23 protein-coding genes are annotated in these 26,201 nt (G+C 55.7%); 13 read left to right on the top strand and 10 right to left on the bottom strand.

What is annotated here, in order from left to right:
* Nucleotides 1–81: 81 nt before the first annotated feature.
* Together JG725_RS14495 and JG725_RS14490 are read right to left on the bottom strand one after the other, a co-directional pair.
* The gene (locus JG725_RS14495; protein WP_199378631.1) at nt 82–1,407 is read right to left on the bottom strand and encodes an MmgE/PrpD family protein; all 1,326 of its coding nucleotides are present in this window, start codon (nt 1,405–1,407) and stop codon (nt 82–84) included.
* A 93-nt stretch (nt 1,408–1,500) separates the two neighbouring features.
* Nucleotides 1,501–2,859, bottom strand: a complete 1,359-nt coding sequence (locus tag JG725_RS14490) for an MmgE/PrpD family protein (protein ID WP_199378629.1) — start codon at nt 2,857–2,859, stop codon at nt 1,501–1,503.
* Nucleotides 2,860–3,204: 345 nt separating this feature from the next.
* Here JG725_RS14490 and JG725_RS14485 point away from each other — a divergent pair, with 345 nt between their 5' ends.
* The gene (locus JG725_RS14485; protein ID WP_199378627.1) at nt 3,205–3,858 is read left to right on the top strand and encodes a GntR family transcriptional regulator; all 654 of its coding nucleotides are present in this window, start codon (nt 3,205–3,207) and stop codon (nt 3,856–3,858) included.
* Nucleotides 3,859–4,384: 526 nt separating this feature from the next.
* Here JG725_RS14485 and hemY read toward each other — a convergent pair.
* From hemY to hemC, 4 genes are read right to left on the bottom strand one after another with little or no spacing between them, the layout of a single operon-like run.
* A complete protein-coding gene (gene hemY / locus JG725_RS14480) occupies nt 4,385–5,596 on the bottom strand; it encodes a protoheme IX biogenesis protein HemY (protein WP_199378625.1) in 1,212 nt (403 codons plus the stop codon).
* Nucleotides 5,597–5,598: 2 nt separating this feature from the next.
* On the bottom strand, nt 5,599–6,726 hold the full coding sequence (gene hemX / locus JG725_RS14475) for a uroporphyrinogen-III C-methyltransferase (RefSeq protein WP_172291379.1): 1,128 nt from the start codon (nt 6,724–6,726) through the stop codon (nt 5,599–5,601).
* Between the two features lie 23 nt (nt 6,727–6,749).
* A complete protein-coding gene (hemD, locus tag JG725_RS14470; RefSeq protein ID WP_172291378.1) occupies nt 6,750–7,490 on the bottom strand; it encodes a uroporphyrinogen-III synthase in 741 nt (246 codons plus the stop codon).
* Nucleotides 7,487–8,428, bottom strand: coding sequence for a hydroxymethylbilane synthase (hemC, locus tag JG725_RS14465; RefSeq protein WP_199378623.1), 942 nt, complete (start codon nt 8,426–8,428; stop codon nt 7,487–7,489). Before hemC ends, hemD begins: the two co-directional genes overlap by 4 nt.
* A 333-nt stretch (nt 8,429–8,761) precedes the next feature.
* On the opposite strand from hemC, the gene JG725_RS14460 reads away from it, so the two are divergent.
* Both JG725_RS14460 and JG725_RS14455 read left to right on the top strand, forming a co-directional pair.
* Complete coding sequence (locus tag JG725_RS14460; protein WP_172291376.1) at nt 8,762–11,311, top strand: class I adenylate cyclase; 2,550 nt, start codon at nt 8,762–8,764, stop codon at nt 11,309–11,311.
* Nucleotides 11,312–11,347: 36 nt separating this feature from the next.
* Nucleotides 11,348–12,520, top strand: coding sequence for an MFS transporter (locus JG725_RS14455; protein WP_199378621.1), 1,173 nt, complete (start codon nt 11,348–11,350; stop codon nt 12,518–12,520).
* A gap of 26 nt (nt 12,521–12,546) precedes the next feature.
* Here JG725_RS14455 and cyaY read toward each other — a convergent pair whose 3' ends face one another.
* Complete coding sequence (gene cyaY, locus JG725_RS14450; protein WP_199378618.1) at nt 12,547–12,867, bottom strand: iron donor protein CyaY; 321 nt, start codon at nt 12,865–12,867, stop codon at nt 12,547–12,549.
* A 77-nt stretch (nt 12,868–12,944) separates the two neighbouring features.
* Here cyaY and JG725_RS14445 point away from each other — a divergent pair, with 77 nt between their 5' ends.
* The 7 genes from JG725_RS14445 to corA all read left to right on the top strand — a co-directional run bounded on the left by JG725_RS14445 (nt 12,945) and on the right by corA (nt 19,944).
* The gene (locus JG725_RS14445; protein WP_216660559.1) at nt 12,945–13,112 is read left to right on the top strand and encodes a lipoprotein; all 168 of its coding nucleotides are present in this window, start codon (nt 12,945–12,947) and stop codon (nt 13,110–13,112) included.
* A gap of 74 nt (nt 13,113–13,186) precedes the next feature.
* Complete coding sequence (dapF, locus tag JG725_RS14440) at nt 13,187–14,011, top strand: diaminopimelate epimerase (protein WP_172291373.1); 825 nt, start codon at nt 13,187–13,189, stop codon at nt 14,009–14,011.
* Complete coding sequence (locus tag JG725_RS14435) at nt 14,008–14,715, top strand: DUF484 domain-containing protein (protein WP_172291372.1); 708 nt, start codon at nt 14,008–14,010, stop codon at nt 14,713–14,715. Before dapF ends, JG725_RS14435 begins: the two co-directional genes overlap by 4 nt.
* Nucleotides 14,712–15,641: a tyrosine recombinase XerC gene (gene xerC / locus JG725_RS14430; protein ID WP_199378617.1), complete on the top strand. Its 930-nt coding sequence runs from the start codon at nt 14,712–14,714 to the stop codon at nt 15,639–15,641. The genes JG725_RS14435 and xerC overlap by 4 nt, the downstream gene beginning before the upstream one ends.
* Nucleotides 15,641–16,357 (top strand): 5-amino-6-(5-phospho-D-ribitylamino)uracil phosphatase YigB, encoded by a 717-nt coding sequence (yigB, locus tag JG725_RS14425; RefSeq protein ID WP_199378615.1) that lies wholly within the window; start codon nt 15,641–15,643, stop codon nt 16,355–16,357. The genes xerC and yigB overlap by 1 nt, the downstream gene beginning before the upstream one ends.
* Before the next feature lie 77 nt (nt 16,358–16,434).
* Complete coding sequence (gene uvrD, locus JG725_RS14420; protein ID WP_199378613.1) at nt 16,435–18,597, top strand: DNA helicase II; 2,163 nt, start codon at nt 16,435–16,437, stop codon at nt 18,595–18,597.
* 396 nt (nt 18,598–18,993) lie between these two features.
* Nucleotides 18,994–19,944: a magnesium/cobalt transporter CorA gene (gene corA / locus JG725_RS14415; protein ID WP_172291368.1), complete on the top strand. Its 951-nt coding sequence runs from the start codon at nt 18,994–18,996 to the stop codon at nt 19,942–19,944.
* A gap of 90 nt (nt 19,945–20,034) precedes the next feature.
* On the opposite strand, the gene rarD is transcribed toward corA, so the two are convergent.
* Both rarD and JG725_RS14405 read right to left on the bottom strand, forming a co-directional pair.
* Nucleotides 20,035–20,973, bottom strand: coding sequence for an EamA family transporter RarD (gene rarD / locus JG725_RS14410; protein WP_172291367.1), 939 nt, complete (start codon nt 20,971–20,973; stop codon nt 20,035–20,037).
* A gap of 70 nt (nt 20,974–21,043) precedes the next feature.
* Nucleotides 21,044–21,532 (bottom strand): thioesterase family protein, encoded by a 489-nt coding sequence (locus tag JG725_RS14405; RefSeq protein WP_172291366.1) that lies wholly within the window; start codon nt 21,530–21,532, stop codon nt 21,044–21,046.
* A gap of 208 nt (nt 21,533–21,740) precedes the next feature.
* Between JG725_RS14405 and pldA the strand changes: the two genes are divergently transcribed.
* The 3 genes from pldA to rhtC all read left to right on the top strand — a co-directional run bounded on the left by pldA (nt 21,741) and on the right by rhtC (nt 25,301).
* The gene (gene pldA / locus JG725_RS14400; protein ID WP_172291365.1) at nt 21,741–22,607 is read left to right on the top strand and encodes a phospholipase A; all 867 of its coding nucleotides are present in this window, start codon (nt 21,741–21,743) and stop codon (nt 22,605–22,607) included.
* Nucleotides 22,608–22,799: 192 nt separating this feature from the next.
* Nucleotides 22,800–24,626, top strand: a complete 1,827-nt coding sequence (gene recQ, locus JG725_RS14395) for an ATP-dependent DNA helicase RecQ (protein WP_172291364.1) — start codon at nt 22,800–22,802, stop codon at nt 24,624–24,626.
* A 51-nt stretch (nt 24,627–24,677) separates the two neighbouring features.
* Nucleotides 24,678–25,301 carry a threonine export protein RhtC gene (gene rhtC, locus JG725_RS14390; protein ID WP_172291363.1) on the top strand — a complete coding sequence of 208 codons (624 nt, stop codon included), beginning with the start codon at nt 24,678–24,680 and terminating at the stop codon, nt 25,299–25,301.
* 77 nt (nt 25,302–25,378) lie between these two features.
* Here the strand turns inward: rhtC and rhtB are convergent, their stop codons facing one another.
* Complete coding sequence (gene rhtB / locus JG725_RS14385; RefSeq protein ID WP_172291362.1) at nt 25,379–25,999, bottom strand: homoserine/homoserine lactone efflux protein; 621 nt, start codon at nt 25,997–25,999, stop codon at nt 25,379–25,381.
* Nucleotides 26,000–26,201: the final 202 nt, after the last annotated feature.

Genomic DNA, 26,201 nt, shown 5'->3' with positions numbered 1-26,201 from the left:
CGATGAGAAGCGGCCAGTTCCCCCCGACTCGTACAACGTTTGCCGGCGGGAGCGGCGGTTATTGACGACCGATCGGGCCGTTTAGTCAAAGTCATCCTGAAGCAGACGCTGATACCACGCCTGAGCGTCCTCGCGCGTCATCACCTTACTGGCGCACTCGAGGAACTTCTGCTCTATCAGGTTTTTCGGCAACGGATTGTCTGCGCTTGAGCCAGGCGCTCCCGCCACATGGCGGGTGAAATGCTGGCCGTCCCGGCTAATCAGGGTTACCCGGGCGCTGTGCGTGGTGCTTTCATCGTGACAGCTTAGTTCCACTTTTCCCATCAGATCATTGGTGAGGGGATCGCTAAAGGCGGCTTCATCAATAAAGTCGTCCAGCGTCAACTGACCACTGACCCAGGCGCGGGCAAGACAGTAATGCAGGCTGAATTTCCCCGCCAGCGGCGTTTCCGGCTTTGGCGTATTGATGTGCGGGAAACGGATCGGATGAATGGCGACCTGAATCCGTGCGATCTGGTCGGCTGGCAGCGCCGTTTCTTCGCGTAGCGTCAGCAGGGCATCCAGCGGCGACAGGATGGCGTAGCAGCAGGGAAACGCCTTGAAGGTATTGCCTTTTACCGGATCGAGGATATGAGAGGGCGCATCCCATGTTTCGGTGAGCGGCGTGGAGTCATAGTTTTCCGGCCCTTGATTGTAGACGTTGAAGTAGCCGTGGTGGTGTTCAAAAGCGGTTTGTCCGGTGCTATATCCCTGACGCGCGAGCAACACGGCCATCACCGCGTTGCGGTTGGCTTGGCCGACCGCCAGCGATTTGGTCTGACTGCCAAAGTTGGATTTGATGCCGGAAGCCAGCGAGGCGGTAATCGACAGTGCGGTCGCGGTTTCTTCTTCGGTGAGATCGAGCAGGACGGCACAGGCCGCCACACCGGCAAAGACGCCAACCGAGGTAGTGGGGTGCCAGCCGTGGCGATACTGAAACGGGCTAACGGTCTTTCCCATCCGTACCGCGGCTTCGTAACCGGACAGGTAGGCGCGTAATATCTGCGCGCCGCTGGATTGATGTTCATCCGCCAGCGCCAGCAGGGCCGGGAGCACCACGACCGAAATGTGGCCGTGTAGCCAGGAGTTGGAATCATCAAAATCCAGTAAATGGGCGGACGTGCCATTCAGCAAGGCGGCGTCCAGCGCGTTGAGACGCAACTGGGTGCCGAACACGCGACTCCGGCCTGCCGCCGCCGACGGCGTGATTACCGCGCGGAGCTTTTCCGCGCCATCCTGAATGCCGCCGGCCAGCGTCACGCCAAGCGTATCAATAATGGCGGTTCTGGCGTGAGCCAGTGCCTCGGCGGGAAAGATCTGGCGGGAAAATTCCAGCAGGTTGTGGGCAAACTGGCGGGCAATGGTCATAAAACATTCCTGTACAAATCTTGCGATAAGTCCCGAAAAGCGGCGGGATCGCGGCCAATCGGGACGACATGGTTATGGTTGACGCCGCAGACGCTATGGACGTCCGGCCAGAATCTCGGTGATGACGGCAAGGGAGCCGGGCTGTTCAAAATTGATCGCCGCCTGATACAGTCTGCCGCTGTTAGCCGTGCCCAAGACCGGTACGGTCAGGGTATCGAACTTCGCCCGGAGTTCCGCCTCGGAGAGCGGGTTTTGCGGATGACCGCGATAGACCTGGGTTTCACCGTGCAGCCGCTCGCCATCTTCCAACCAGATATCGATAAAGGCGGCGCTGGCGGACTGACCGTCAACGGCCTCGATATCCAGCGACGGCAGCAACTGGCGGGGACGCGGATCGTCAACGGTTTGCTGCGTGAAATCGGTATCGGTCAACGCGTAGCCGCTTAGCGCCAGCGTAATGCAGTGGGGGATGCTGAATTTGCTTTCCAGCGGCGTTTTCGGATTGGCAATCCCGGCGTTAACCATGCCCATCGGGTGGACTTTGGCGTGGATGCGCGTAATTTTTCGGCCGTTAAGCTGCGGATATAGCGACCGCGCGGCTTCGATTGAGGCGTGGGTGCCCCGGCAACTGGCATACAGTTTGTAGCCGTTGCCGAGCAGTTCCCAACTGTGGCCGAAATCCAACGCAGGAATTTCCGCGCTGCCATCCTGAATAAATATTTTCACCCAACCGTCGGTTTCATAGAAGTGATGCGCGGCGGTGAACCCTTCCGCCGCCAGTTCCGCGGCCATGATGCCGTCCATCGCGGCTTTGCCCGCATGGAACGGTTTGCCGTGCGTGCCGGAGGATTTCTGAAGCCCGCCCATCATGGTGGCCGCCGCACCAAGCGCGTTGGCGATTTGCTGCGGATTCAGTTGCAGAATCGAGGCGGCAGTGGCGGCGGCGCCCGCCCGGCCGACGATTGACGTTGGATGGAATCCGCGACGTTGCAGATTGCGGCCCACGCCAGGCACCCAGCCGCCGCCCAGTTTGGCCATGACTTCAAAACCGGTAATAAAGGCGATCAACGCGGCTTGTTCATTGGCCTGATAGGCTTGCGCCATCGCCAGCGCGGTGGACCAGCAAGGGGCGCTTGGATGTCCGGCGCCAGCCGGATGGGTATCATCGTAATCGGCGGCATGCGCCATGGTGCCGTTAATCAGCGCCGCCAGCGCGGGCGTGGTTTTGCCGCCGAGCAAGATTTGCGCATCGCCCTGGGAATTCCAGCGTTTAACCACCTGGCGCACGCTCTGCACGGCATGATCGTTGACGGCGCCCAGCGCGACGGCAAGGTAATCGATCAGCGCGCGTTTGGCTTCGTGCAGGACAGCCGCAGGGATCGGAAGCTGAGACGCATGGCTGATAAACTGACTAAGCTGTTCTCCGCGAGGGATCGCGGGAGTAGTGGTCATCGCGGTGACTCCTTAAGCGCAATGCTATGATGTTAACGATGAAGGTGGTCTGGTGCCTGAGGGCAGGCGGATTAGGTATTTATTTTTCTGCATTCATTTGTATACCATTGTGGCTGAACAGGATAGCAATAGGGTTAATCGCTGCAAAGATGCTTTTTAGCTAAGTTAAGAACAAAATAAGCAATACAAGATATTGCTAACCGTATTGCGGCGGGCAAACATTGAAAAGTTTTCAACTTAACTGGCGCTCACCCTCCAGTGGGCGATCCGCACAGGCACCAGAGAGGCGGTTTTCCTGTCCATGCCGGTGGCCTGTTTTATTGTTAAATCACTAATTGATGGATTATGAATCTAAAACTAACCGATCGTGAGGCGGCTTTATCGCCGTTTGATACCCTGATAGCCGCTATTGAAAGGGGTGAGCTATTGCCTGGGGAACGTTTACAGGAAGCCCGGCTGGCAAAGCAATTCGGGCTGAGCCGCACGCCGATCCGTGAAGCGTTGCACCGGCTGGAAACGTTGGGACTGGTCGAGCCGGGGCCGCAGCGCGGTCTGATGATCGCGCAAATCAGCTATGAACGTCTGCGCCAGCTATTTGCCGTACGTGAGGGATTGGAGCGGCTGGCGATGGAGCTTGCCGTCGCGTCGGCGTCAGACGAAGAGATCGCTCTGTTGCAGAATATGGTCAACGTGGAAGAGAACATCGTCGATGGTAAGCAGTTGCACGATCACAATCGTTTGTTCCATCGCCAGATTTATCGCGCCACCCACAATCCCTATCTGAATGAGATGCTGGATAATTTACGCATTCATCTGTCGCTGCTGCGCGGAACCACCTATGACTTGCCTGAGCGGTGCGCCGAAGCCAAAAAAGAGCATCAGATGATTGTTGATGCTCTGGTGCGGCGCGATCGGGAAGCCGCGCAGGAAGCGGCCTGTCAGCATATCAGAAATGGCTATCGCGCCCGTTTGGCGATACTGAGCCAGCGGGATTTTTAACGGATAACGTATTCGCCCTGGCTGCGGCGGGTGTTGGTATTTGACGACAGAAGAGGTGCTGAGTGTCTCAAAATGGAGACATTTAACCTATTGATAAATAATAATAGATTATTTTCCGGTTTAATCCGTCTCTGAATGGCGACAATAGTGTGAGCCAGGTCTGATTCTTGCGACCGTCGTCAAGTTGGATAGCGTACCTATAAAAAATAATTATATTATTTTTCAGTGGGTAATCAGTTTTCTTTGTCTATTTTGTGCCGGTGTTGAAAATATGGCGTGAAAAATGCATAATATTAAGCGTAGATGCTCATTCCACCTTCTATGTTTGCTTCGGCTTCATAATCCTGGGAATGACGCAGAGCCAATTTAAGGTGCCTATGGTCCAACTCCAGATGAAGATGTTGCATCTCCATCGGATTTTTCGGACATAACGTTGAGTGAGGCACCACACTGTTGTCTTACAGACCTGATTTTTTCAACGCTTACCGTTAGCCGGTAAGCGTTTTTTTTGGCTTGAAGACGCCGGTCAGGCGCCTTGTTGCGGTGACTCCGCGGGGGATTGCAGGGTGAGCATAAGGCCTTTTTGCCGCATTTGCGCCGCTTCGTCAGGCAGATGAAGGCGATCGAGGGCATCGGCCCGCCAGGCATAGTCGTACGCGTCAGGGCGCTGATCCAGCGCCGCCTGAAAGGCATCGCTGGCTTGCTGCCACTCGCCATGCTTCATCAACAATTGACCCAGGGTGCTGTTGAGTAAGGGCGTCGCGCCCTGCTGCTTTATCTGCTGGTGCAACATTTTCTCCAGCCGATCGGGATCGCCTGCCTTAAGGCGCGGCATTAATAGAATCAGGCGATCGTCATACTGGCGCTTGAGTCCGTCAACAATGATTTGCTGGGCGGTATCGTGATCGTCGCATTCGATAAGGTGCTCGGCCATGGCGACCTGCAACGGCACTTCATGACGCACTTTACGACTCTGATTGCTCCACCATTGTTTCAGTCCTTCACTGCCGCCGTCCGCCATCGCCTGATTCATCAGGCCGATATAAGCCTGCTGTTGCAGTTCCAGCAAGCGTTCTTCATCATGCAAATGCGTTTTGCGCATCGCGGGAAGAATATCCAGCAGCGCGCTGTAGGCGCTGGTGCGCAAAAAAGCCTGCTCGGCCAGACGCAGCACTTCCGGATGGCGGGGCGCGACCTCTAACAAGCGGTCGACGCCGTGACGGGCCGCGTGATCTTCATGACGAGCCAGTTGGATACGTACCCGGGTAATATCGACCGGCAGTTGGTCGGTATCGGCAATTTCCGCGGCGCGCTCCAGATATTGTTTGGTTCGAAAATCATCCCCGCGTTGTTGCGCCGCTTCGGCCGCCAGCAGATAGTTAACCACGGGCTGCTCGGCATGATCGGCATTGCGGGTCATCAGCTTTTCCACCTGGCGATAATCGCCTTCCGCCAGCTTGAGCAGCGCCGCCTTGGTCTGTTTTCTGGCGCGGCTGCGTTTGCGGCCCAGGAACCAGCCGCGGGTTCGGGCGCCGGTACGGAAAATACGGCGGATCGCCCATTCAACGATCAGCAGAGCGAGAAACAGCAGCACCAGCATGATCGCCAGACCGGTGACGCTGGTTTCAATATTGTAGTTGTCCGTTTGAATCAGCACGTATCCCTGATGACCGGCCACCATCGGGCCAACCACCACGCCGGCGATCAGGATAAGAAACAGCAACAAGATCCTTAGCATGTTCAGCCCTCCTGTTGAGTCGCTGGCGTCTGCGCCAGTAAGTTACGCACCCGCGTCTGCATCAGTTTTTCCAGTAATGGCTGACTTTGCAGTTCGCTGGGGACATCCATCGACACGGATTGCTGACTCAATTCATCAAGCTGATCCAGAAATGCCTGGGTGTTGGGATCGCTGGTGTCGAAGTAAGCTCTGACCCAGGTAGAGGCGGTTTCCAGCGATTGTTTATAGGTTTCATTCTGATGACGCGGAATGGCCTGTGCGGCAACCAGCAGACGCGAGCGGATGTTCTCGCGCAGATAAACGTCCTGATTGGGCGCTAACAACGGTTCGGCGGCGCTATCGCGGCGGCGGATGGAGATGAACTCCGCCAGAAAGTTATGCCAGCTTTTGCTGAGGTTTTGCCGCCATTCGCTGAGCGAGGCGGATAGCTCGGTGCTGTTTTCATCCATTGGCGCTTCATCGGTATCATTGTCGGCCAGACGCAGGTTATCCACCTGATCGGTCAGTTGGTTCACTTTCAGGATGATGCCGTCAAAATCTATCTGGCTGACGCCTGCCAGCGCGCTGATGTCGCTGGTGAGCGCGCGACGGATTTCAATCAGACTGGGATCGTTCATTTGCGCCAGACTGGCGTCAGCGCTTTTCAGCAATGCGCCCGCCGTGGTGACGTCTTTATCGCTCCACAACTTGCGGCCCGCCAGTTTCACCAGAAAATCCGCCTGCGCCAGCAACCAGGTGCTGGTGTCGTTATCGGACAAGGCGGCCAGCTTTTCGCGCATTTCATCAGACTGGCGGGTCAGCGCATTAAGGCGCTGCTCGGCGGCATCCTGTGCTTTGGCGTGCTGTTGCTGTGTGTCCCGCCACTGCTGTTGTTCCTGCTTGTATTGTTGTTGCAGCGTATCTAACTGAGACGCCAGACCCGCAATCGCGACAGATTCATGCTGGGCCTGTTGATGCGTGTAGTAATAAAGTCCGCCGCTCAGCACCAGTGCAATCACAATCGCGATAACCCCCAGCACCGTACCGCTGCGTTTGGCTGGCTGCGATGTGGGTTCCTGCTGCTGATGCGCGGGTTCAACCCGTTCTGCAACCTCTTCGGATGGGGTTGTGGGGGTATTGTGTTCCGTCATAATGGTACATCCCATGATCAGGTTTATTGTAGTGCGCGCATGAGCGCATCGTTGTCGGCATTATCGGCTACCCGAATGTTATGCCAGCCTAACTGGCGAGCCTGGGCAGCCAGACGTTCGCTCACCACTATCAACTGGCAACCCAGTAACCAGGAAGCCCGATAGTAATCAGGAACTAAAGTATAGATCTGTTGTAGCATTTCTCCGCTGGTGATCACCAGCCTGTCGATCCCCGCCTGCTGCCAGTGGCGGCTTTGTTCCAGTCCGTCATAATAAACGGGGCTGCGTCGATAGCATTCGCAGTAGCTGACTTGCGCTCCGCGTTCCGCCAGTATCGCGCCCAGTAATTCCCGTCCGCCGTTACCCCGTAATAATAGTGCCTGTTTGCCATTAATATGCTGGAGTTCGGGTAATTGCAGTAAAGTTTCGCTGGTTTCACGACCCTCAGGGTAGGCGACATGCCTGGCGCTGACTTTATGCAGCGCCAGGGCGGTGGCGCGGCCAATGGCGTAATAGGCCGGCGTTTGCGGCCAGCCTGCGCCGGTTCGCGCCAGCAGGGGATCCGCATAGTCTATGGCATGTTGCGAAAGGGCGAAAATCAGATCGCCGGGGCGTAAGGCTGCCAGCCGAGCGGGCAATTGCGCCAGCTCATCGCCCGGCGAAAATTCAATTAGCGGGCTGTGATAAGCGCTATAGCCACGCTTTCTCAAACGGGTCACCAGTTGCTCACCAGCCGGTGACGGACGGGTAACCAGAATTGTCATGATGAAGGGGTTTCCTGATAAACCGCCTGAAGAATTTCCCGGGCGCCTTTTGCCAACAGCTCTTCCGCCAGCGCAATGCCAATCCGCTCCGCATCCGACGTATTGCCTTTACGCTCCGCGGTAATGATTTGCTTGCCATCGGGCGAGCCAACCAGGGCGCGTAACCACAGCGTATCGCCATCCAGTTCGGCATAGCTGCCGATAGGAACCTGGCATCCTCCTTCAAGGCGCAGGTTCATGGCCCGTTCAGCCAGTACGCGAGAGGCGGTATCGGCATGATTCAGCGGGGCAAGAAGCTGGCGGGTGCGTTGATCGTCCAACCGGCATTCAATGCCGATCGCGCCTTGTCCGACTGCGGGCAGCGATTCTTCCGGACTTAACGGGCAACGAATACGCTCTTCCAGTTGCAGACGTTTTAACCCCGCCGCCGCCAGAATGATCGCGTCATATTCGCCGGCGTCCAGCTTGGCTAACCGCGTCCCTACGTTGCCTCGCAAATCACGGATGATGAGATCGGGACGCCGGGCGCGCAATTGGCACTGACGACGCAGGCTGGAAGTGCCTACGCAACCGCCGGCCGGAAGCTGCTCAAGGTTGGCATAGCGGTTGGAAACAAAGGCGTCGCGGGGGTCGTCGCGTTCGCAGACGATCGCCAGACCAAGTCTTTCAGGGAATTCAGCGGGCACATCTTTCATTGAGTGAACGGCGATATCGGCGCGGCCTTCCAGCAGCGCTAATTCCAGTTCCTTAACAAACAATCCTTTACCGCCGACTTTAGCCAATGGGGTATCGAGAATAATATCACCGCGGGTCACCATGGGTATCAGTTCGACCTGAAGTCCCGGATGGTAACGGTTCAACTGCTGCTGAACATATCGTGCTTGCCACAGCGCAAGCGGACTTTGCCGGGTGGCAATTCTAATAATATTGTCTAACATGCTTGATACCGTTTTTATCATTTTCTTTCGCCATCGTATCACTGATGGTGCGCCGGTGTCAGGTTGCGGACATTGGTACTGGTTTTTAAACCAAGGGGGAAAAGGGTGTCGAAAAGAGAGGCAACAAATTAGATTGGCCGAGCGATAACTAAAAACGTAATGAAAGCAAGGAGGATAAGTCTAACTTTCTTTACTTTCTTTACGCTTAATCAGCAAGGTGTTAAATTGATCACGTTTCCAGCACTGTTTTGCCAGTCATTCCTCTAAATTTTACTTCTGGCGAGCTGGGAATATGGGGTTCTTCTAAGCACTGGGACAATCAGGCGAAACGTCTTGTACTTCTATATCGAGACTTTGAAGCAAAGACTGGATGCGATCAATCAACTGCGTGTTGATCGTGCTCTGGCAGCAATGAAACCCGCTTTTCAGCAGGTTTACAGTCTTGTGCCGATTTTATTACATCATCATCATCCACTCATGCCGGGCTACGTCGAGGGCAAGGTTCCTCACGGCATTTGCTTCTACGCGCCTGATGAAAAGCAACAACACTATCTGGATAACATCGAACTGAAATGGGGCTCGTTTGCCGATTCGCACGAACAAGGCGAGTTGCCGATTACCGGCGTCTATTCCATGGGCAGCACCTCATCCATCGGCCAAAGCTGTAGCTCCGATCTGGATATCTGGGTGTGCCATCAATCCTGGCTGGATAACGAAGAGCGTCAGCGGTTACAGAAAAAATGTACCCTGCTGGAGCAGTGGGCGGCCTCGCAGGGCGTGGACGTCAGCTTCTTCCTGATGGATGAAAACCGTTTCCGCCACAATGAGAGCGGCAGTCTGGGCGGCGAAGACTGCGGTTCTACTCAGCATATTCTGTTGCTTGATGAATTCTACCGCACGGCTGTCCGCATGGCGGGCAAACGTATTCTGTGGAACATGGTGCCGGTGGAAGAAGAGCCGCATTACGATGAGTATGTCCTGTCGCTGTATGCGCAGGGGGTGCTGGCGCCGAACGAGTGGCTGGATCTGGGCGGGCTGAGCACGCTTTCGGCGGAAGAGTATTTCGGCGCCAGCCTGTGGCAGCTCTATAAAAGCATCGACTCCCCTTACAAAGCCGTATTGAAAACGCTGCTGCTGGAAACCTATTCCTGGGAGTATCCCGATACGCAACTGTTGTCGATGGATATCAAAAAACGCCTGCATAAAGGCGAGATCGTCTCTTTTGGTCTGGATCCTTATTGCATGATGCTGGAGCGGGTGACGAATTATCTGACGCAGATAAACGATCTGACCCGTCTGGATCTGGTGCGCCGATGTTTCTATTTAAAAGTCTGTGAAAAACTTTCGCGCGAGCATGCCTGCGTAGGCTGGCGGAATCAGATTTTGAGGCAACTGGTGAAGGAATGGGGCTGGAGCGACGAGCATCTGGCGATGTTGGACAATCGGGCAAACTGGAAAATCGAACGGGTACGTGAAGCGCATAACGAACTGCTGGATGCGATGATGCAAACCTATCGTAACCTGATCCGTTTCGCCCGCCGTAATAATCTGAGCGTCAGCGCCAGTCCGCAGGATATCGGCGTATTGACCCGTAAGCTGTATGCCGCGTTCGAAGCGCTGCCGGGCAAGGTAACGCTGCTCAATCCGCAGATTTCCCCCGATTTGTCGGAGCCGAATTTAACCTTTATTTATGTTCCGGCGGGGCGCGCCAATCGTACCGGCTGGTATTTGTACAATCAGGCGCCCTCGATGGACGCCATCATCAGCCATCAGCCGCTGGAATATAACCGCTACCTGAATAAGCTGGTCGCCTGGGCCTATTTTAACGGCCTGCTGACGCCGAGTACGCATCTGCACATTAAAGGCAACGAGCTGTGCGATATCACCCGTCTACAGGAACTGGTGGCCGATGTCTCGAGCCATTTCCCGCTGCGTCTGTCCGCGCCGACGCCGAAAGCGTTGTACAGCCCGTGTGAGATTCGTCATTTAGCGATCATTGTCAATCTGGAGCACGATCCGACCGCCGCTTTCCGCAATCAGATCGTGCATTTTGATTTCCGGCAGATGGACGTTTTCAGCTTTGGACAGCAGCAGCAATGTCTGGTGGGCAGCATTGATTTGCTGTACCGCAACTCCTGGAATGAGGTGCGTACGCTGCATTTCAGCGGCGAGCAGGCGGTGCTGGAAGCCCTGAAAACCATTCTGGGCAAAATGCATCAGGATGCTGCGTTGCCGGAGTCGCTGGAAGTGTTCTGCTACAGCCAGCATTTGCGCGGGCTTATTCGCACCCGCGTGCAGCAACTGGTCTCTGAATGCATTGAGTCACGGCTGACCAGCACGCGTCAGGAGCCGGGGCGTTTTAAAGCGGTGAAAGTGGCCGGACAAACCTGGGGACTGTTTTTTGAGCGGCTGAGCGTTTCGGTGCAGAAGCTGGAAAATGCCGTAGAATTCTATGGCGCGATTTCCAATAACAAGCTGCAAGGGGTGCAGGTTGAAACCAACCATATCCACTTGCCCCCGGTTATTGACGGCGTCGCCAGCGAAGGCATTATCCAGTTCTTCTTTGAAGATGTGGACGACAATCAAGGGTTTAATATTTATATTTTGGATGAGTCCAACCGGGTTGAAGTGTATCAACACTGCGAGGGCAGCAAAGAGGAACTGGTGCGTGACGTCAGCCGTTTCTACTCGTCGTCTCACGACCGCTTTACCTATGGCTCCAGCTTTATCAATTTCAACCTGCCGCAGTTCTATCAGATCGTTCAACTGGATGGTCGTACCCAGGTGATCCCATTCCGCAGTAGCGCGCTTTCCCACCTGTGTATCACCCCCGTGGCTGGCGATGCCTCAAGAGCCATGCCGCAGCGTTTACAAATATTCTGATTTTTTCTTTTCGGCGCCTTTAGAAAGGGACTTGCTATGGACGCGTTGCAACGTAGAAATCTGGTGTTACTGGCGCTGGGACAAGGTTTGACGGGCAGTATTATTTCGCTGATGACCTTATCGTCCACCCTGGTGGGTATCCTGATGGCGCCGATCCCGTTACTGGCCACGCTGCCGATTACCGCCACCGTATGCGGCGCCACGCTGATGATTTACTCCGTCTCGTCGCTGATGGCGAAATACGGCAGAAAAAACGTCTTTATTATCGGAACCCTGCTGGGCATCGCGGGATCGCTGCTGGCGGCCGCGGCGATTGTGCAGAAAAGTTTCCCTCTGTTTGTGTTCTCGACGTTTGTGCTGGGCATGTCCTGCGCCTTTAATCAGTATTACCGTTTCGCCGCCGCCGAGGTGTTCAGTGACAACCAGCAGAAGAACAGCGCCATCGCCTGGGTGATCAGCGGCGGGATCCTTGGTGGTTTTCTCGGGCCTTTTGCCGCCAGCCAATCTTCCGATCTCTGGCCGGTGTATCCGTTTCTCGGCAGTTTTCTTGCCGCGGCGCTGATCTGCATGGTGACGGCTTTACTGTTGCTTGGCCTGAATTTGCCGCCGGCGGCGGCCGGCGTTCAGGCCGGGCAGCATGATGAGCCGCTGCCTTCCATTCTCAAAAGCCGCGCGTTTGTGCTCGGCACCGCCAGTTGTACCGTTGGTTTTGTGGTGATGACGCTATTGATGAACGCCGCCCCGCTGGCGATGCATCAGCACCATTTTTCCGTCAGCCACAGCGCGACGGTGTTGCAGTGGCATTTTGTCGCCATGTATGCCCCGGCGCTGTTGCTGGTGGTGTTGGCAAAAAGATTGAGCGCCACGGCGGTGGTGGTGACGGGGATTATCTGTAACCTGATCGGGATCGCGTTGGCGCTAAGCGGCCTGACCTTTTGGCACTTCCTTTCCGCGCTCATCATGTTCGGCGTTGGCTGGGCCTTCATGTTCAACGGCGGTACGTTTATGTTGAACGCGTTTTCCCATTCGGTGCATAAAGCCCGGCTACAGGGAATCAACTCGCTGGTTATCAGCCTGCCCAATGCGCTGGCTTCGCTTTCGGCGGGCAGCATGATGGCATTCGGCCGCGGCTGGCCGCTGCTGAATATGCTGAGCGTGGCGATCCTGCTGACAACGGTATTGATGATGGTACTCATCAGACGCCGGTAAGTTCCGGCGTATGGCGGGAACGCGAGTCAGCTGAAGTGAATCGTTTCTCCGGCCTGCGTTGAGCAGGCATCGGACAGCAGCGCCATAAAATCATCGCCGCCGCGATCGCATATCCAGCGGTTGTCCTGATAATTAAAATGATAACCGCCGGCTTTGGTCGCCAGCCAGATTTGGTGCAGCGGCTCCTGACGGTTAATCACAATTTTGCTGCCGTTTTCGAAGCTTAGCGTCATCACGCCGCCGTTGGTTTCGTAATCGATATCGGCATCACCGTCAAAATTATCCAACGTTTCTTCCAACTGAAGCATCAATTCGTCGGCTAATTGATGGAACTCGCTATCGTTCATTTTCGATTCCTATTGATTTTCATGATCCACCTGCGATTATAGAGAGCATACATGTATGAATTACAGGTTTTAATGTTATGAAAAAGGTATTTCGTCAGTTTTTTCTGGCGTTATCGTTGCTTAGTCTGTTCGGATGCGGCTTAAAAGGGCCGCTTTACTTTCCGCCGGAGCCGCAATCAGCCGCGCCAACCGCTCAGCAGCAGGATACGGATCGCGCACAACAACCATCGTCTGCGCAGCAGTAGATGGCGATAATATTTTTATAACAGGTCACGATAGCGTTTTTACCGCGCCCGGTTAAGCCAGCGGAGTCAGGATAATGCAGTTCGCTAAAATGCACGGATTAGGCAATGATTTCATGGTTGTTGATGCCGTAACGCAGAATGTTTATTTTTCACCCGAGCTGATCCGCCGTTTGTCGGATCGGCATTGCGGCGTCGGCTTCGATCAACTTCTGGTGGTGGAACCGCCGTACGATCCTGAACTGGATTTCCATTACCGTATTTTCAATGCCGATGGCAGCGAAGTAGCCCAATGCGGCAATGGCGCGCGCTGCTTCGCCCGTTTTGTGCGTCTGAAAGGATTAACCAGCAAACGCGATATCGCGGTCAGTACCCAAACGGGGAGGATGGTACTCAGCGTCACCGACGATGATCTGGTTCGGGTGAACATGGGGGAACCTAATTTTGATCCGCAGCAGATCCCTTTTCGCGCCATAAAAGCGGAAAAAACCTACATTATGCGCGCCGAAGAGCACACGGTATTGTGCGGCGTGGTATCAATGGGCAATCCTCACTGTGTTATTCAGGTCGAGGATGTGGCGACCGCCAACGTCGAGTCGCTGGGGCCGTTGCTGGAAAGCCATGAACGTTTTCCCGAACGTGCTAATATCGGTTTTATGCAAGTCATCGATCGCAATACGATCGCCCTGCGTGTTTACGAACGCGGCGCGGGCGAAACTCAGGCCTGCGGTAGCGGCGCCTGTGCCGCCGTGGCCGTAGGTATTCAACAGGCGCTGTTGTCTGCACAGGTCCGGGTGTCGCTGCCGGGCGGAGAGTTGGATATCCACTGGGATGGGCCGGGGCATCCGTTATTTATGACCGGTCCTGCTACGCATGTTTACGATGGATTTATTCATTTATGAAGAATGTCGAGGAGCAGGCCGAGCGCCAGATCGCACTCAGTGACGATATGGTTTTGCAGTTCCTGCAACAGAATGCCGATTTTTTTATCCGCAATGCCCGGCAAATCGAGCAGATGCGGATACCGCATCCCGTCAGGGGCACGGTCTCGCTGGTGGAGTGGCAACTGGCGCGCCAGCGTAACCATATCACCCAACTGGAGGAAGAAATCACGCTGTTGATGGAACAGGCCGGGGCTAACGAATTGCTGTTTAACCGGCTACTGAAGCTGCAAACGGAACTGGCTTCGGCGGATAGCCTGCTGGATATGCTGGACCGGCTTCAGCGCTGGGCGCGCAAGCTGGGGCTGGCGGGGGCGTCGGTTCGTCTGTTCAGCGACAAATGGCGCATCGGCGCGCCCTCCGATTTTACCCATCTCTCTCTGAATCGCTCCTTGTTTGAACCTTTACGCATTCAGCGTCTTGGTCAGGCCAACCATTATCTCGGCAGCCTGAATGGCCCTGAACTGCTGTTGCTGTTGCCGCAGGCGAAGCAGGTCGGCTCGGTCGCCTTATCGATGATGGGTGAAAAACACGACCTGGGGTTGCTTATCTTCACCAGCCGTGACAGTCACCACTATCAGGATGGTATGGGTACCGTGCTATTGCAACAGCTGGCGACGACCATGCTGCCCGCCATGCTGGAGCGCTGGGTTGAGCGGATATGAGCCAGCCCGCCGCACCGGCACCGGGTATCGCATCCCTGCAACATCAGGTTGATGAATTTTTGCGTTACCTGAAGGTTGAACGTCAACTCAGCCCACTGACGCAAATCAGCTATGCCCGTCAGTTGGCGGCGATTATTGCGATAGCGTCGGCCGCGGGACTGAGTGATTGGCACATGCTGGATGCGGCCGGCGTCCGCGCGGTGGCTTCCCGCAGTAAGCGGGATGGACTGCACGCGGCCAGTCTGGCGTTGCGTTTGTCCGCTCTGCGCAGTTTTCTGGACTGGATGGTCTCGCGGGGCGCGCTGAGCGCGAACCCGGCGAAAGGGGTGTCTACGCCACGGGCCGGACGCCATTTGCCCAAGAATATGGACGTGGATGAGATGAACCGCCTGCTGGATATCGATCTCGACGATCCGCTGGCGGTGCGCGATCGCGCCATGCTGGAAGTGATGTATGGCGCGGGTTTGCGTCTGGCTGAACTGGTGGGGATGGATTGCCGGCACGTCGATCTGGCGAGCGGCGAAGTCTGGGTGGTGGGGAAAGGCAGCAAAGAGCGCAGGTTGCCTATTGGAAAAACGGCGGTAATCTGGCTTGAGCATTGGCTGGGGCTGCGTGAACTGTTCGGGCCGGAAGACGACGCGGTTTTTGTTTCCAATCAGGGGCGACGTATTTCGATGCGCAATGTGCAGAAGCGCTTTGCCGAATGGGGGGTGAAGCAGGGGGTAAACAGCCACGTTCACCCGCATAAACTGCGCCACTCGTTCGCCACCCATATGCTGGAATCCAGCGGCGATTTGCGGGCGGTGCAGGAGTTACTCGGTCACGCCAACCTTTCCACCACGCAGATTTATACCCATCTGGATTTTCAACATTTAGCGTCTGTGTACGATGCCGCGCATCCACGCGCCAAACGGGGAAAAGCCTGATGCATTTTTACCGACCATTGGGCACTGTCAGCGCGCTTACCTTCGATCTGGATGACACGCTGTACGATAACCATGAGGTGATACGGCGCACCGAACGGGAGTCGGTAAGCTTTCTGCAACAATACCATCCGGGTTTGCGGGATTTTCAGTCGGCGGATTTCCAGCGCCTGCGCGCTGAACTTCGGGTTCGGGAGCCGGAAATCTACCACGATGTGACCGAATGGCGACGCCGCGCGGTGGAACAGGCGATGATTAACATTGGCCTGAGCGCCGACGACGCGGCCCGGGGCGCTCGGGAAGCGATGGACAATTTCGCCCACTGGCGCAGCCAAATCAACGTGTCGGAAGAGACGCACCGTACGCTGGCGACGCTGGCCGAACGTATGCCGTTGGCGGCGATCACCAACGGCAACGCGCAACCGCATCTGTTTGGTTTGGATCGCTACTTTGCGTTTATTCTGCGTGCCGGTCCGCATGGCCGCGCCAAGCCGTTCGCCGACATGTATCGTCTGGCCGCGGAAAAACTCGGTCTGCCGCCGCGGCGGATTTTACATGTGGGCGACGATCTCACCGCCGACGTCGCCGGGGCGATTCGTTGCGGTATGCAGTCTTGCTGGATTAACCTGCGTGAAGGCAACCTGTTGCGCATCGATGACGCCCGCTTGCTGCCGCATATTGAAATTTCCCGGTTGGCATCGCTGACAGCGTTGTTATAATTACCTGGATAAATACTCAGTGGAAAGGCGTCTCCCTGGCGACGACGCCGTTTCCCGCTAACGGAAAACCGGTATCTATGGACGTTTCTGATCTGCTTGATGGCCTCAACGACAAACAACGTGATGCGGTAGCCGCGCCACGCGGCAATGTATTGGTGTTGGCCGGGGCCGGCAGCGGCAAGACGCGGGTGCTGGTGCATCGTATTGCCTGGCTGCTGTCTGTCGAAAACTGTTCGCCGTATTCCATTATGGCGGTGACGTTCACCAACAAAGCGGCGGCGGAAATGCGCCACCGTATCGATCATCTGATCGGCACCAGTCAGGGCGGGATGTGGATCGGCACGTTTCATGGATTGGCCCATCGCCTGCTGCGCGCTCACCATCTGGATGCCGGATTGCCGCAGGATTTCCAGATTCTGGACAGCGAAGATCAGCTGCGTCTGCTCAAACGCCTGATACGGGCGTTGAATCTGGATGAGAAGCAGTGGCCGCCGCGTCAGGCGATGTGGTACATCAACGGCAAAAAAGATGAGGGGCTGCGTCCTCAGCATATTGAAAGCTATGGCAATCCGATAGAACAGACCTGGCAGCGGGTTTATCAGGCCTATCAGGAGGCCTGCGATCGCGCCGGGCTGGTGGATTTCGCCGAATTGCTGCTGCGGGCGCATGAGTTGTGGCTGAATAAGCCGCAGATCCTGAACCATTATCGTGAGCGCTTCACCAATCTTCTGGTGGATGAGTTTCAGGATACCAACCGGATTCAATACGCCTGGATCCGCATGCTGGCGGGCGACAGCGCCAATGTGATGATCGTCGGCGATGACGATCAGTCCATTTACGGCTGGCGCGGCGCGCAGGTGGAAAATATTCAGCTGTTTCTGCACGATTTCGCCGGCGCGCAGACCATCCGGCTGGAGCAGAATTACCGTTCCACCAGCAATATCCTGAATGCCGCCAACGCCCTGATCGCCCATAACGGCGGGCGATTAGGCAAAAATTTGTGGACGGACGGCGCGGAGGGCGAGCCGATTTCACTGTACTGCGCGTTTAACGAGCTGGACGAGGCGCGGTTTGTGGTCAACCGGATTAAAGTCTGGCAGGAAAATGGCGGCTCGCTGAATGATAACGCCATTTTATACCGCAGCAATGCCCAGTCGCGCGTGCTGGAAGAGGCGCTGCTGCAACAGAATATGCCGTACCGCATTTATGGCGGCATGCGATTTTTCGAACGGCAGGAAATCAAAGACGCGCTGTCTTACCTGCGGTTGATTGCCAACCGCAATGACGATGCCGCGTTTGAACGCGTGGTCAATACACCGACGCGCGGCATTGGCGACAGAACGCTTGATGTGGTGCGTCAGACGGCCCGTGACCGGCAGTTGACGCTGTGGCAGTCCACCCGTGTGCTGTTGCAGGAAAAAGCGCTGGCGGGGCGCGCAGCCTCCGCGCTGCAACGTTTTGTGGAACTGGTGGATGCGTTGGCGTATGAAACCGCCGAACTGCCGCTGCATGTGCAAACCGACCGGGTGATCAAAGATTCGGGCCTGTGGAGCATGTACGAGCAGGAAAAAGGCGAGAAGGGCCAGGCGCGGATAGAAAACCTGGAAGAACTGGTCACCGCGACGCGGCAGTACAGCTATCAGGATGAAGATCAGGATCTGATGCCGCTTCAGGCGTTTTTGTCGCATGCGGCGCTGGAGGCGGGCGAAGGGCAGGCGGATGCCTATCAGGACGCGGTGCAACTGATGACGCTGCACTCGGCCAAAGGCCTGGAGTTTCAGCAAGTGTTTATCGTCGGGATGGAAGAGGGGATGTTCCCCAGCCAGATGTCGCTCGACGAAGGCGGGCGGCTGGAAGAGGAACGCCGTCTGGCTTATGTGGGTGTGACGCGCGCCATGCGGAAGCTGACGCTGACGTATGCGGAAACCCGGCGGTTATACGGTAAAGAGGCGTATCACCGTCCTTCGCGTTTTGTGGGCGAGCTGCCGGCGGAATGTGTTGAAGAGGTGAGGTTGCGCGCCAGCGTTACCCGTCCGGTCAATCATCAGCGTCTCGGCACCCCGATCGCTCAGAACGACAGCGGCTATCGTCTGGGTCAGCGGGTTCGCCATGCCAAATTCGGCGACGGCACCATCGTCAATCTGGAAGGCAGCGGCGACCATTGCCGCATTCAGGTGGCGTTTCAGGGGCAGGGCATTAAATGGCTGGTGGCCGCCTATGCCCGGCTGGAAACCGTGTGAAACATAAAATACGAGAGAAAAATGACGCCGGATCAAATTGCACAGGCTCTGTTACAAAAGACCGGCCATTTATTCAATTGACGACAGCGCGTTGCAATGGGTTTTAAAGTTGACAGCCTTTTTCATCTCGGCGTAACATGCGCGCATCATTATTCCCGGAGGGCCTACGCCTTGGACGCACCCAGTCGATACTGGCTCAATAACCTGCTCATTAGGTACAACTTCTAAGGCTATCTCTCCACTGCTGATAGCCTTCGTGGTTGTCAGCGATGCTATTCATATCGCTACGAGTCAGATCCGTCGAACGGACTGAAACCTGCCGGTGACGTTTTCACCTCTGTTTCTGTGCTTCTATCGCGTTGTCCATCTCTGCTACTGAAAAGGGAGCTATGGCCTATGCTGAGTGCATTTAAACTGGACAATTGTCGTCTATCCCGTCTGGAACTGGATGATGCCGACGATCTGACCTCGTCTGTCTGGGTCGATTTAATCGAGCCGGAAGACGGCGAGCGTGAAAAAGTACAACAGGAGCTGGGACAGAGTCTGGCGACCCGGCCGGAACTGGAAGACATTGAGGCATCCGCGCGTTTCTTTGAAGATGAAGACGGGCTGCACATTCACTCCTTCTTCTTTTTTGAAGACGCTGAAGATCATGCCGGCAATGCCACGGTGGCATTTACCATTCGCGATGGTCGTCTGTATACGCTGCGTGAGCGCGAGCTGCCCGCGTTTCGCCTTTACCGCATGCGCGCCCGCAGTCAGACGCTGGTTGATGGCAATGCCTATGAACTGCTGCTCGATCTATTTGAAACCAAAATCGAACAGTTGGCCGATGAAATCGAAAATATCTACAGCGATCTGGAATCGCTGAGCCGCATCATTATGGAAGGGCGTCAGGGAGACGAATATGATGATGCGCTTTCCACGCTGGCGGAACTGGAGGATGTGGGCTGGAAGGTTCGTCTGTGCTTGATGGATACCCAGCGGGCGTTGAATTTTCTGGTGCGTAAAGCCCGCTTGCCTTCCGGCCAGTTGGAACAGGCGCGCGAAATCCTGCGCGATATCGAATCCCTGTTGCCGCACAACGAATCGCTGTTCCAGAAGGTCAACTTCCTGATGCAGGCGGCGATGGGTTTCATCAATATCGAGCAGAGCCGGATCATCAAGATCTTCTCGGTGGTCTCGGTGGTATTCCTGCCGCCGACGCTGGTGGCGTCCAGCTACGGGATGAACTTTGAATTTATGCCTGAACTGAAATGGTCTTTCGGTTATCCGGGCGCGATTGTATTGATGATTCTGGCCGGGCTGGCCCCTTATCTGTATTTCAAACGCAAAAACTGGCTCTGAAAGCGCGCCGCGCGCCGTGAAAATGGGCGCGCGGGACGTTTTCATTTCCCTATTAGATTATCCGACGACTCGGTTTATCCCCGTCATACTTCACGTTGCCCGTGTGTTGGCCGCGTTGCCCTCAGGGTTCGTAATCCGAGCGCGCCGTAGTTTACGCTGGGTATACAGCGCATCGAGAATAAACAGCGCCAGCGCACTCCAGATAAAGGCAAACGTAATCAACTTATCGTCACCAAAGGTTTCGTCATAAAAGGTAACCGCCAGCAGAAACACCATGGTGGGGCCGAGATACTGGAAAAAACCTAAGGTGGAAAGGCGCAGGCGCAGGGCCGCGGCGGTGAAAAGCAGTAGCGGTACGGTGGTGATAATGCCGGCGAAGATCAACAGCAGGTTTAACGACCAGGCGTTTTCCGTCATATGGCTGCTCGGGGTATCGGCAATAAAAAACAGATAGATAACCGCCATCGGTAACATCCACAGCGTTTCAATCATCATGCCGGTCTGACCGTCAATACCGATTTTCTTGCGCAGCAAACCATACAAGGCAAAGCTGAATGCCAGCCCGAGCGCGATGACAGGCAGTGAGCCAAAGGTCCATAGCTGTACCAGCACCCCGACGACGGCCAGTAAAACGGCGAACCATTGCAGGCGGCGAAAGCGCTCGCCCAGAAACAGCATCCCCAGCATGACGTTCACCAGCGGGTTAATAAAGTAACCGAGGCTGGCCTCCAGCATGTGGTGATTATTTACCGCCCAGATATACAATAACCAGTTGCCGCCGATGAGTACCGCCGTCAACGCCAGCAATAACAGGTGTTTGACATTGCGGCAGGCATAACGCACCTGGCGCCATTTCCGGCTGAGGGTCAGCAGGATCAGCATAAAGAAAAACGACCAGATAATACGATGCGTCAGTATTTCATTCGGCGGTACATGCTCTAGCAGCTTAAAGTACACCGGCGCTATGCCCCAAATGAAATAGGCGCCCAGGGCGAAGACAATACCCTGACGAGTTTGTTGTGCATCCATTGATGACTCGATAAAAAACGGCGGGAAAAGGGAAGTTTACCCAAAACGGCGTTCGCTTTCACCCTTACTATTAGCCAACAATGTAAGTCGCCGTTGCGCTGGCGATATGTGATCCCTGTTGATTGTGCAATTCAGCCCGTGCGACGGCGATTTTATTGCCGCCGCGCAGCAGTTGACTGGTGATGGTGAAATATTCCCCGTGTCCCGGCCGCAGGTAGTCGACCCGCATATCAATGGTGCCCATGCGGGAAAGACGCTGGCGGAATTCTTGCTCGCTGATGGTTTCATGACGCAGCAGCGTATTACCCACGCAAACTAAACCCGCCGCCACATCCAACCCTGCGGCAATCACCCCGCCATGCAGGATTTTCTGTAAGGCGTTACCGATCAGCTTGTCCTGCCGCGTGAAAGTCAACGTTGCCCGATCGGTGTCAAAATGCTGTAGCTCCAGGCCCAATTCACTATTGAACGGCATTTTATAGATAAAGATATCGGCAACCAGTTGTCGAACGGTGTCCCGGGTCAACACCGCGCCTTGGGTTAATGACGTGTTAGGCATAGTTGCCTTCCTATGGAGTGAATGCCGGAAGCAGACGGAGCTAAATGCTGCTCCAAGTGTTAATTAATTGTTTATTTTATGCGTTGATTTTGTTTCTTTCCAGAAAAGACTGAGAAACCATCGAACGTTGATTCAAATGCCGTCGAACTGTGTAAAATGGCGGGCTTAGGTTGAGGTAGTGATTATGATCGCTCAGGAGAGAAAGTGAATGCGTAAAATTGTTGGCATGTTGGTTATGCTGCTGGCGACACAAGTGCAGGCGGAAGAAGCAAAAATAGAGCCAGTGCATGACAAACCTGCGGTGCGCGGCAGTATTATCGCCAGTCTGTTACAGAAACATGATAGTCCGTTTATTCTCTATCCGTATGAGAGCAATTATCTGCTGTATACCTACACCAGTAATATAAATAAAACTGCGATACAGAGCTATAACTGGGCGGACGAAGCACGCAAGGATGAGGTCAATTTCCAGCTCAGCCTCGGTTTCCCGATTTGGCGCGGTATTTTCGGCGACAGTTCGTTGCTGGGCGCATCGTATACGCAGCGTTCCTGGTGGCAGTTATCCAATAAAAGCGAATCTTCCCCCTTCCGTGAAACGGATTACGAGCCGCAGGTTTTTCTCGGCTGGGCGACCGATTACACGTTCGCCGGTTGGACGCTGCGGGATGTTGAAGTCGGGTTCAATCATCAGTCGAACGGGCGTTCCGAACCGACATCACGCAGTTGGGATCGCGCCTATGTTCGTCTGATGGCGCAAAACGGCAACTGGCAATTGGACCTCAAGCCGTGGATCCGTTTATCCGATAGTCAGGACGATAACCCGGATATCACCAAATATATGGGGCACTACCGCCTGCGCGTCGGCTACGTCTGGGGCGACAGCATATTCAGCGCCGAAGGGCGTTATAACTGGAACAGCGGTTACGGCGGCGGCGAACTTGGCTGGAGCTATCCGCTTACCGACCATGTACGCTTTTATACCAAAGTATTCAGCGGCTATGGTGAGTCGCTGATTGACTATAATCACCGCCAGACCCGTTTCGGGATTGGGGTGACGTTGAACGATATGTTCTAGTTCTAGTCGGAATGGCGCCGGGACGCGTTGTCCGCTCGCGCGTTCCGATGCAAACCGACGGCAACCGAAAAGTTTTTTCGGCGATGTTCGCAAGTATGGCGATAACGTGGCGCGTCGCGATTTAAAACATTGCAGTTTTACCGTTCGGCGCTGAAAATAGCGTCTGTTGGATTTCATCGGATTGGGGAAGGCGTGTCTACGGCGGAAGTATTAAATAAGGAAGCGCTGGCGGTTCAGGTATTACGTGATACGTTCGGCTACCAGCAATTCCGACCGGGTCAGCAGGAAATCATCAACGCGACCATCGGCGGGCAGGACTGTCTGGTGATCATGCCGACCGGCGGCGGGAAATCCTTGTGCTATCAGATCCCTGCGCTGGTGATGGACGGCCTGACGCTGGTGGTTTCCCCGCTTATTTCGCTGATGAAGGATCAGGTCGATCAACTACAGGCTTCCGGCGTCTCGGCGGCATGCCTCAATTCGACCCAAACGCGCGAGCAACAGCTTGAGGTGATGGCCGGCTGCCGCAGCGGGCAGATCAAACTGCTGTACATCGCGCCTGAGCGTCTGACCACCGACAGCTTCCTCGACCATCTTATCCAATGGCGACCGTCACTGATCGCGGTGGACGAGGCGCACTGTATTTCCCAGTGGGGCCATGATTTTCGTCCCGAGTACCGGGCGCTGGGGCAGATCAAACAGCACTTTCCCGGCTTGCCGGTAATTGCGTTGACCGCCACCGCCGATGAAACCACCCGACAGGATATCGTTCGTCTGCTTGATCTGCGCGCTCCGCTGATTCAGGTCAGCAGTTTTGACCGGCCGAATATCCGCTATACGCTGGTTGAAAAATTCAAACCGCTCGATCAACTGTGGATGTTTGTGCAGGGCCAGCGCGGCAAAAGCGGTATCATTTACTGTAACAGCCGGGCGAAGGTGGAAGATATCAGCGCTCGGCTGCAAAGCCGCGGGCTGAGCGTGGCGGCCTACCACGCCGGGCTGGATAACCAGCGTCGGGCGCAGGTACAGGAAGCCTTCCAGCGCGACGACCTTCAGGTGGTGGTCGCGACCGTCGCCTTTGGCATGGGGATTAACAAACCTAACGTCCGGTTTGTGGTGCATTTCGATATTCCGCGCAATATTGAATCCTACTATCAGGAAACGGGACGCGCCGGACGGGACGGTTTGGCGGCAGAGGCCGCGTTGTTTTACGATCCGGCGGATATGGCGTGGCTGCGGCGCTGTCTGGAAGAGAAACCCGCCGGACAACAGTTGGATATTGAACGCCATAAGCTGAATGCCATGGGCGCGTTTGCCGAGGCGCAAACCTGCCGCCGTCTGGTATTGCTCAACTATTTTGGCGAAGGTCGCCAGCAGTCGTGCGGCAACTGCGATATTTGTCTCGATCCGCCCAAGCGTTATGACGCTCTGGTAGAGGCGCAAAAAGCGCTTTCCTGCGTCTATCGCGTGGGGCAGCGCTTTGGCATGGGCTATGTCGTTGAAGTGCTGCGCGGCGCGAACAACCAGCGTATCCGCGAATTCGGTCACGATAAGCTGCCGGTGTATGGCATCGGTCGGGATAAATCGCAAGAGCATTGGGTGAGCGTGCTGCGCCAACTGATCCACCTGGGTCTGCTGAATCAGAATATCGCCATGCATTCCGCGCTACAGCTCACCGAGTCGGCGCGCCCGGTGCTGCGCGGCGAGGTGCCGTTGCAGCTCGCCGTACCGCGCGTGATTAATCTGAAGCCGCGCGCCAGCCAGAAATCTTACGGCGGCAATTATGATCGCAAACTGTTCGCCAAGCTGCGCAAGCTGCGCAAATCCATTGCCGATGAGGCGAATATTCCGCCCTATGTGGTGTTCAGCGATGCGACGCTGCTGGAGATGGCCGAACTGATGCCGATTACCGCCGCGGAGTTGTTGAATATTAATGGCGTGGGGCAGCGCAAACTTGAACGTTTCGGCTCTCCTTTTATGACCATGATTCGCGATCATGTTGATGACGACGACGAATGATCGCCATTCATCTTCAGCGCCGACGTTTGTTCAAGCGATAGGAAAATAATCATGTTAATGCTGTTTCTGACGGTTGCGCTGGTTCATTTCATCGCGCTGATGAGTCCCGGCCCCGACTTCTTTTTCGTTTCCCAAACGGCGGCCAGCCGTTCCCGCCGCGAAGCGATGATGGGCGTGCTGGGTATTTCGCTGGGGGTGGTCATCTGGGCGGCCATTGCGCTGTTGGGGTTACACCTGTTATTGCAGCAGATGGCCTGGTTACACCGCGCGATTACGCTCGCCGGCGGCGCTTACCTGTGCTGGATGGGCTGGCAGATGCTGCGCTCGGCGCGCAGTAAAGCGCAGTTGGAAACTACGCAGGAGGCGGCGATTACGCTGCCTCGGCGGGGTAAAACCTTTATGCGCGGCCTGCTGACCAACCTGGCGAACCCAAAAGCGCTGGTGTATTTCGGCAGCGTGTTTTCGCTATTTGTCGGCGACAGCGTCGGCAGCGGCGCGCGCTGGGGGCTGTTCGTGTTGATTGCGGTGGAAACCCTGCTGTGGTTCAGCCTGGTCGTACTGGTGTTTGCGTTACCCGCCATGCGCCGTGGCTATCAGCGGTTGGCCAAGTGGGTGGATGGCGTTGCGGGCGTGCTGTTTACCGCTTTCGGTCTGCATCTGATTTTTTCCCGCTAACGGTTAATGACGCCGGTCGTTCTCCCCCGCCGATTGCGCTTGCCGCCGGTGGGGGAGCCCGCAAGCTCACTCCGTGGCTAGACTTTTCTGGCGGTGGCGAGCAGCGCGCCGACCAATACAAACAGCGAACCGAAAATCCGGTTTAGCGTTTGCATCTGTCGCGGCCCTTTCAACCAACCGGCAATGTGTGTCGCCAGCGTGGCGTAGCCAATCATCACCATAATATCGACCGCCACGGTGGTGACGCCCAGCACCAGATATTGCGCCGCCTGAGGCTGATGGGGGATGATGAATTGCGGAAACAGCGCGGCTAAAAATACGATGCTTTTCGGGTTGGTGAGGTTAACCAGAATGGCGCGTTTAAATAGCCTGCGCCGCGGCATGGCGCTTGCCAACGCTTGCAGATCCAAGGCGCCGGCCGCGCGCCATTGTTGGATCCCCAGCCAAATCAGGTAAGCCGCTCCCAGCCATTTGAGGATTTCGAAGGCCAGCAGGGATTGTGACAGCAACGTACCCAGCCCAATGCCGACCAACACGATATGTATCGTTAAGCCAACCTGCAAGCCGCCGATCGAGGCGACGGCGCCGCGGTATCCGTGGCTGATGCCGGTGCTCATGGTGTTTATCGCGCCTGAACCGGGGGAAAGGCTGAGTATCAGCGTGGTGAGTAGATAGGTTAGCCACCAGTTTAAGGTCATCGATGAATGTTCCCTGAATACGGTTTGTTATGGCGGACAGGACGCCCGCGATGTTAAAAACTCATGCAAGGCGGCCTGCTTCCACCCTGACGAACCCATGCCTGACATGGTCAAAAAACGCTCCCGGCGTTTATTTCTCCCGGAAATTTTTTATGTCACAATACACCGGTTGTTTTCTTTGTACTATATGCCCGCCATCTTT

The organism is Brenneria sp. L3-3C-1, from assembly GCF_016456245.1.
In the GTDB taxonomy this organism is placed as follows: Bacteria; Pseudomonadota; Gammaproteobacteria; order Enterobacterales; family Enterobacteriaceae; genus Brenneria.
The sequence above is the reverse complement of the archived record's forward strand: the minus strand, read 5'-3'. Positions and strand labels throughout refer to the sequence as shown.

Excerpts from the sequence above, each read along its gene's own strand:
- yigB (WP_199378615.1), top strand. The coding sequence starts at position 15,641 with ATGCATTTTTACCGACCATTGGGCACTGTCAGCGCGCTTACCTTCGAT.
- JG725_RS14405 (WP_172291366.1), bottom strand. The coding sequence starts at position 21,532 with ATGCCTAACACGTCATTAACCCAAGGCGCGGTGTTGACCCGGGACACC.
- rhtB (WP_172291362.1), bottom strand. The coding sequence starts at position 25,999 with ATGACCTTAAACTGGTGGCTAACCTATCTACTCACCACGCTGATACTC.
- cyaY (WP_199378618.1), bottom strand. The coding sequence starts at position 12,867 with ATGAACGATAGCGAGTTCCATCAATTAGCCGACGAATTGATGCTTCAG.
- xerC (WP_199378617.1), top strand. The coding sequence starts at position 14,712 with ATGAGCCAGCCCGCCGCACCGGCACCGGGTATCGCATCCCTGCAACAT.
- JG725_RS14435 (WP_172291372.1), top strand. The coding sequence starts at position 14,008 with ATGAAGAATGTCGAGGAGCAGGCCGAGCGCCAGATCGCACTCAGTGAC.
- JG725_RS14445 (WP_216660559.1), top strand. The coding sequence starts at position 12,945 with ATGAAAAAGGTATTTCGTCAGTTTTTTCTGGCGTTATCGTTGCTTAGT.
- hemC (WP_199378623.1), bottom strand. The coding sequence starts at position 8,428 with ATGTTAGACAATATTATTAGAATTGCCACCCGGCAAAGTCCGCTTGCG.
- rhtC (WP_172291363.1), top strand. The coding sequence starts at position 24,678 with ATGTTAATGCTGTTTCTGACGGTTGCGCTGGTTCATTTCATCGCGCTG.
- hemY (WP_199378625.1), bottom strand. The coding sequence starts at position 5,596 with ATGCTAAGGATCTTGTTGCTGTTTCTTATCCTGATCGCCGGCGTGGTG.
- hemD (WP_172291378.1), bottom strand. The coding sequence starts at position 7,490 with ATGACAATTCTGGTTACCCGTCCGTCACCGGCTGGTGAGCAACTGGTG.
- hemX (WP_172291379.1), bottom strand. The coding sequence starts at position 6,726 with ATGACGGAACACAATACCCCCACAACCCCATCCGAAGAGGTTGCAGAA.
- pldA (WP_172291365.1), top strand. The coding sequence starts at position 21,741 with ATGCGTAAAATTGTTGGCATGTTGGTTATGCTGCTGGCGACACAAGTG.
- JG725_RS14490 (WP_199378629.1), bottom strand. The coding sequence starts at position 2,859 with ATGACCACTACTCCCGCGATCCCTCGCGGAGAACAGCTTAGTCAGTTT.
- corA (WP_172291368.1), top strand. The coding sequence starts at position 18,994 with ATGCTGAGTGCATTTAAACTGGACAATTGTCGTCTATCCCGTCTGGAA.
- uvrD (WP_199378613.1), top strand. The coding sequence starts at position 16,435 with ATGGACGTTTCTGATCTGCTTGATGGCCTCAACGACAAACAACGTGAT.
- dapF (WP_172291373.1), top strand. The coding sequence starts at position 13,187 with ATGCAGTTCGCTAAAATGCACGGATTAGGCAATGATTTCATGGTTGTT.
- JG725_RS14455 (WP_199378621.1), top strand. The coding sequence starts at position 11,348 with ATGGACGCGTTGCAACGTAGAAATCTGGTGTTACTGGCGCTGGGACAA.
- rarD (WP_172291367.1), bottom strand. The coding sequence starts at position 20,973 with ATGGATGCACAACAAACTCGTCAGGGTATTGTCTTCGCCCTGGGCGCC.
- JG725_RS14495 (WP_199378631.1), bottom strand. The coding sequence starts at position 1,407 with ATGACCATTGCCCGCCAGTTTGCCCACAACCTGCTGGAATTTTCCCGC.
- JG725_RS14485 (WP_199378627.1), top strand. The coding sequence starts at position 3,205 with ATGAATCTAAAACTAACCGATCGTGAGGCGGCTTTATCGCCGTTTGAT.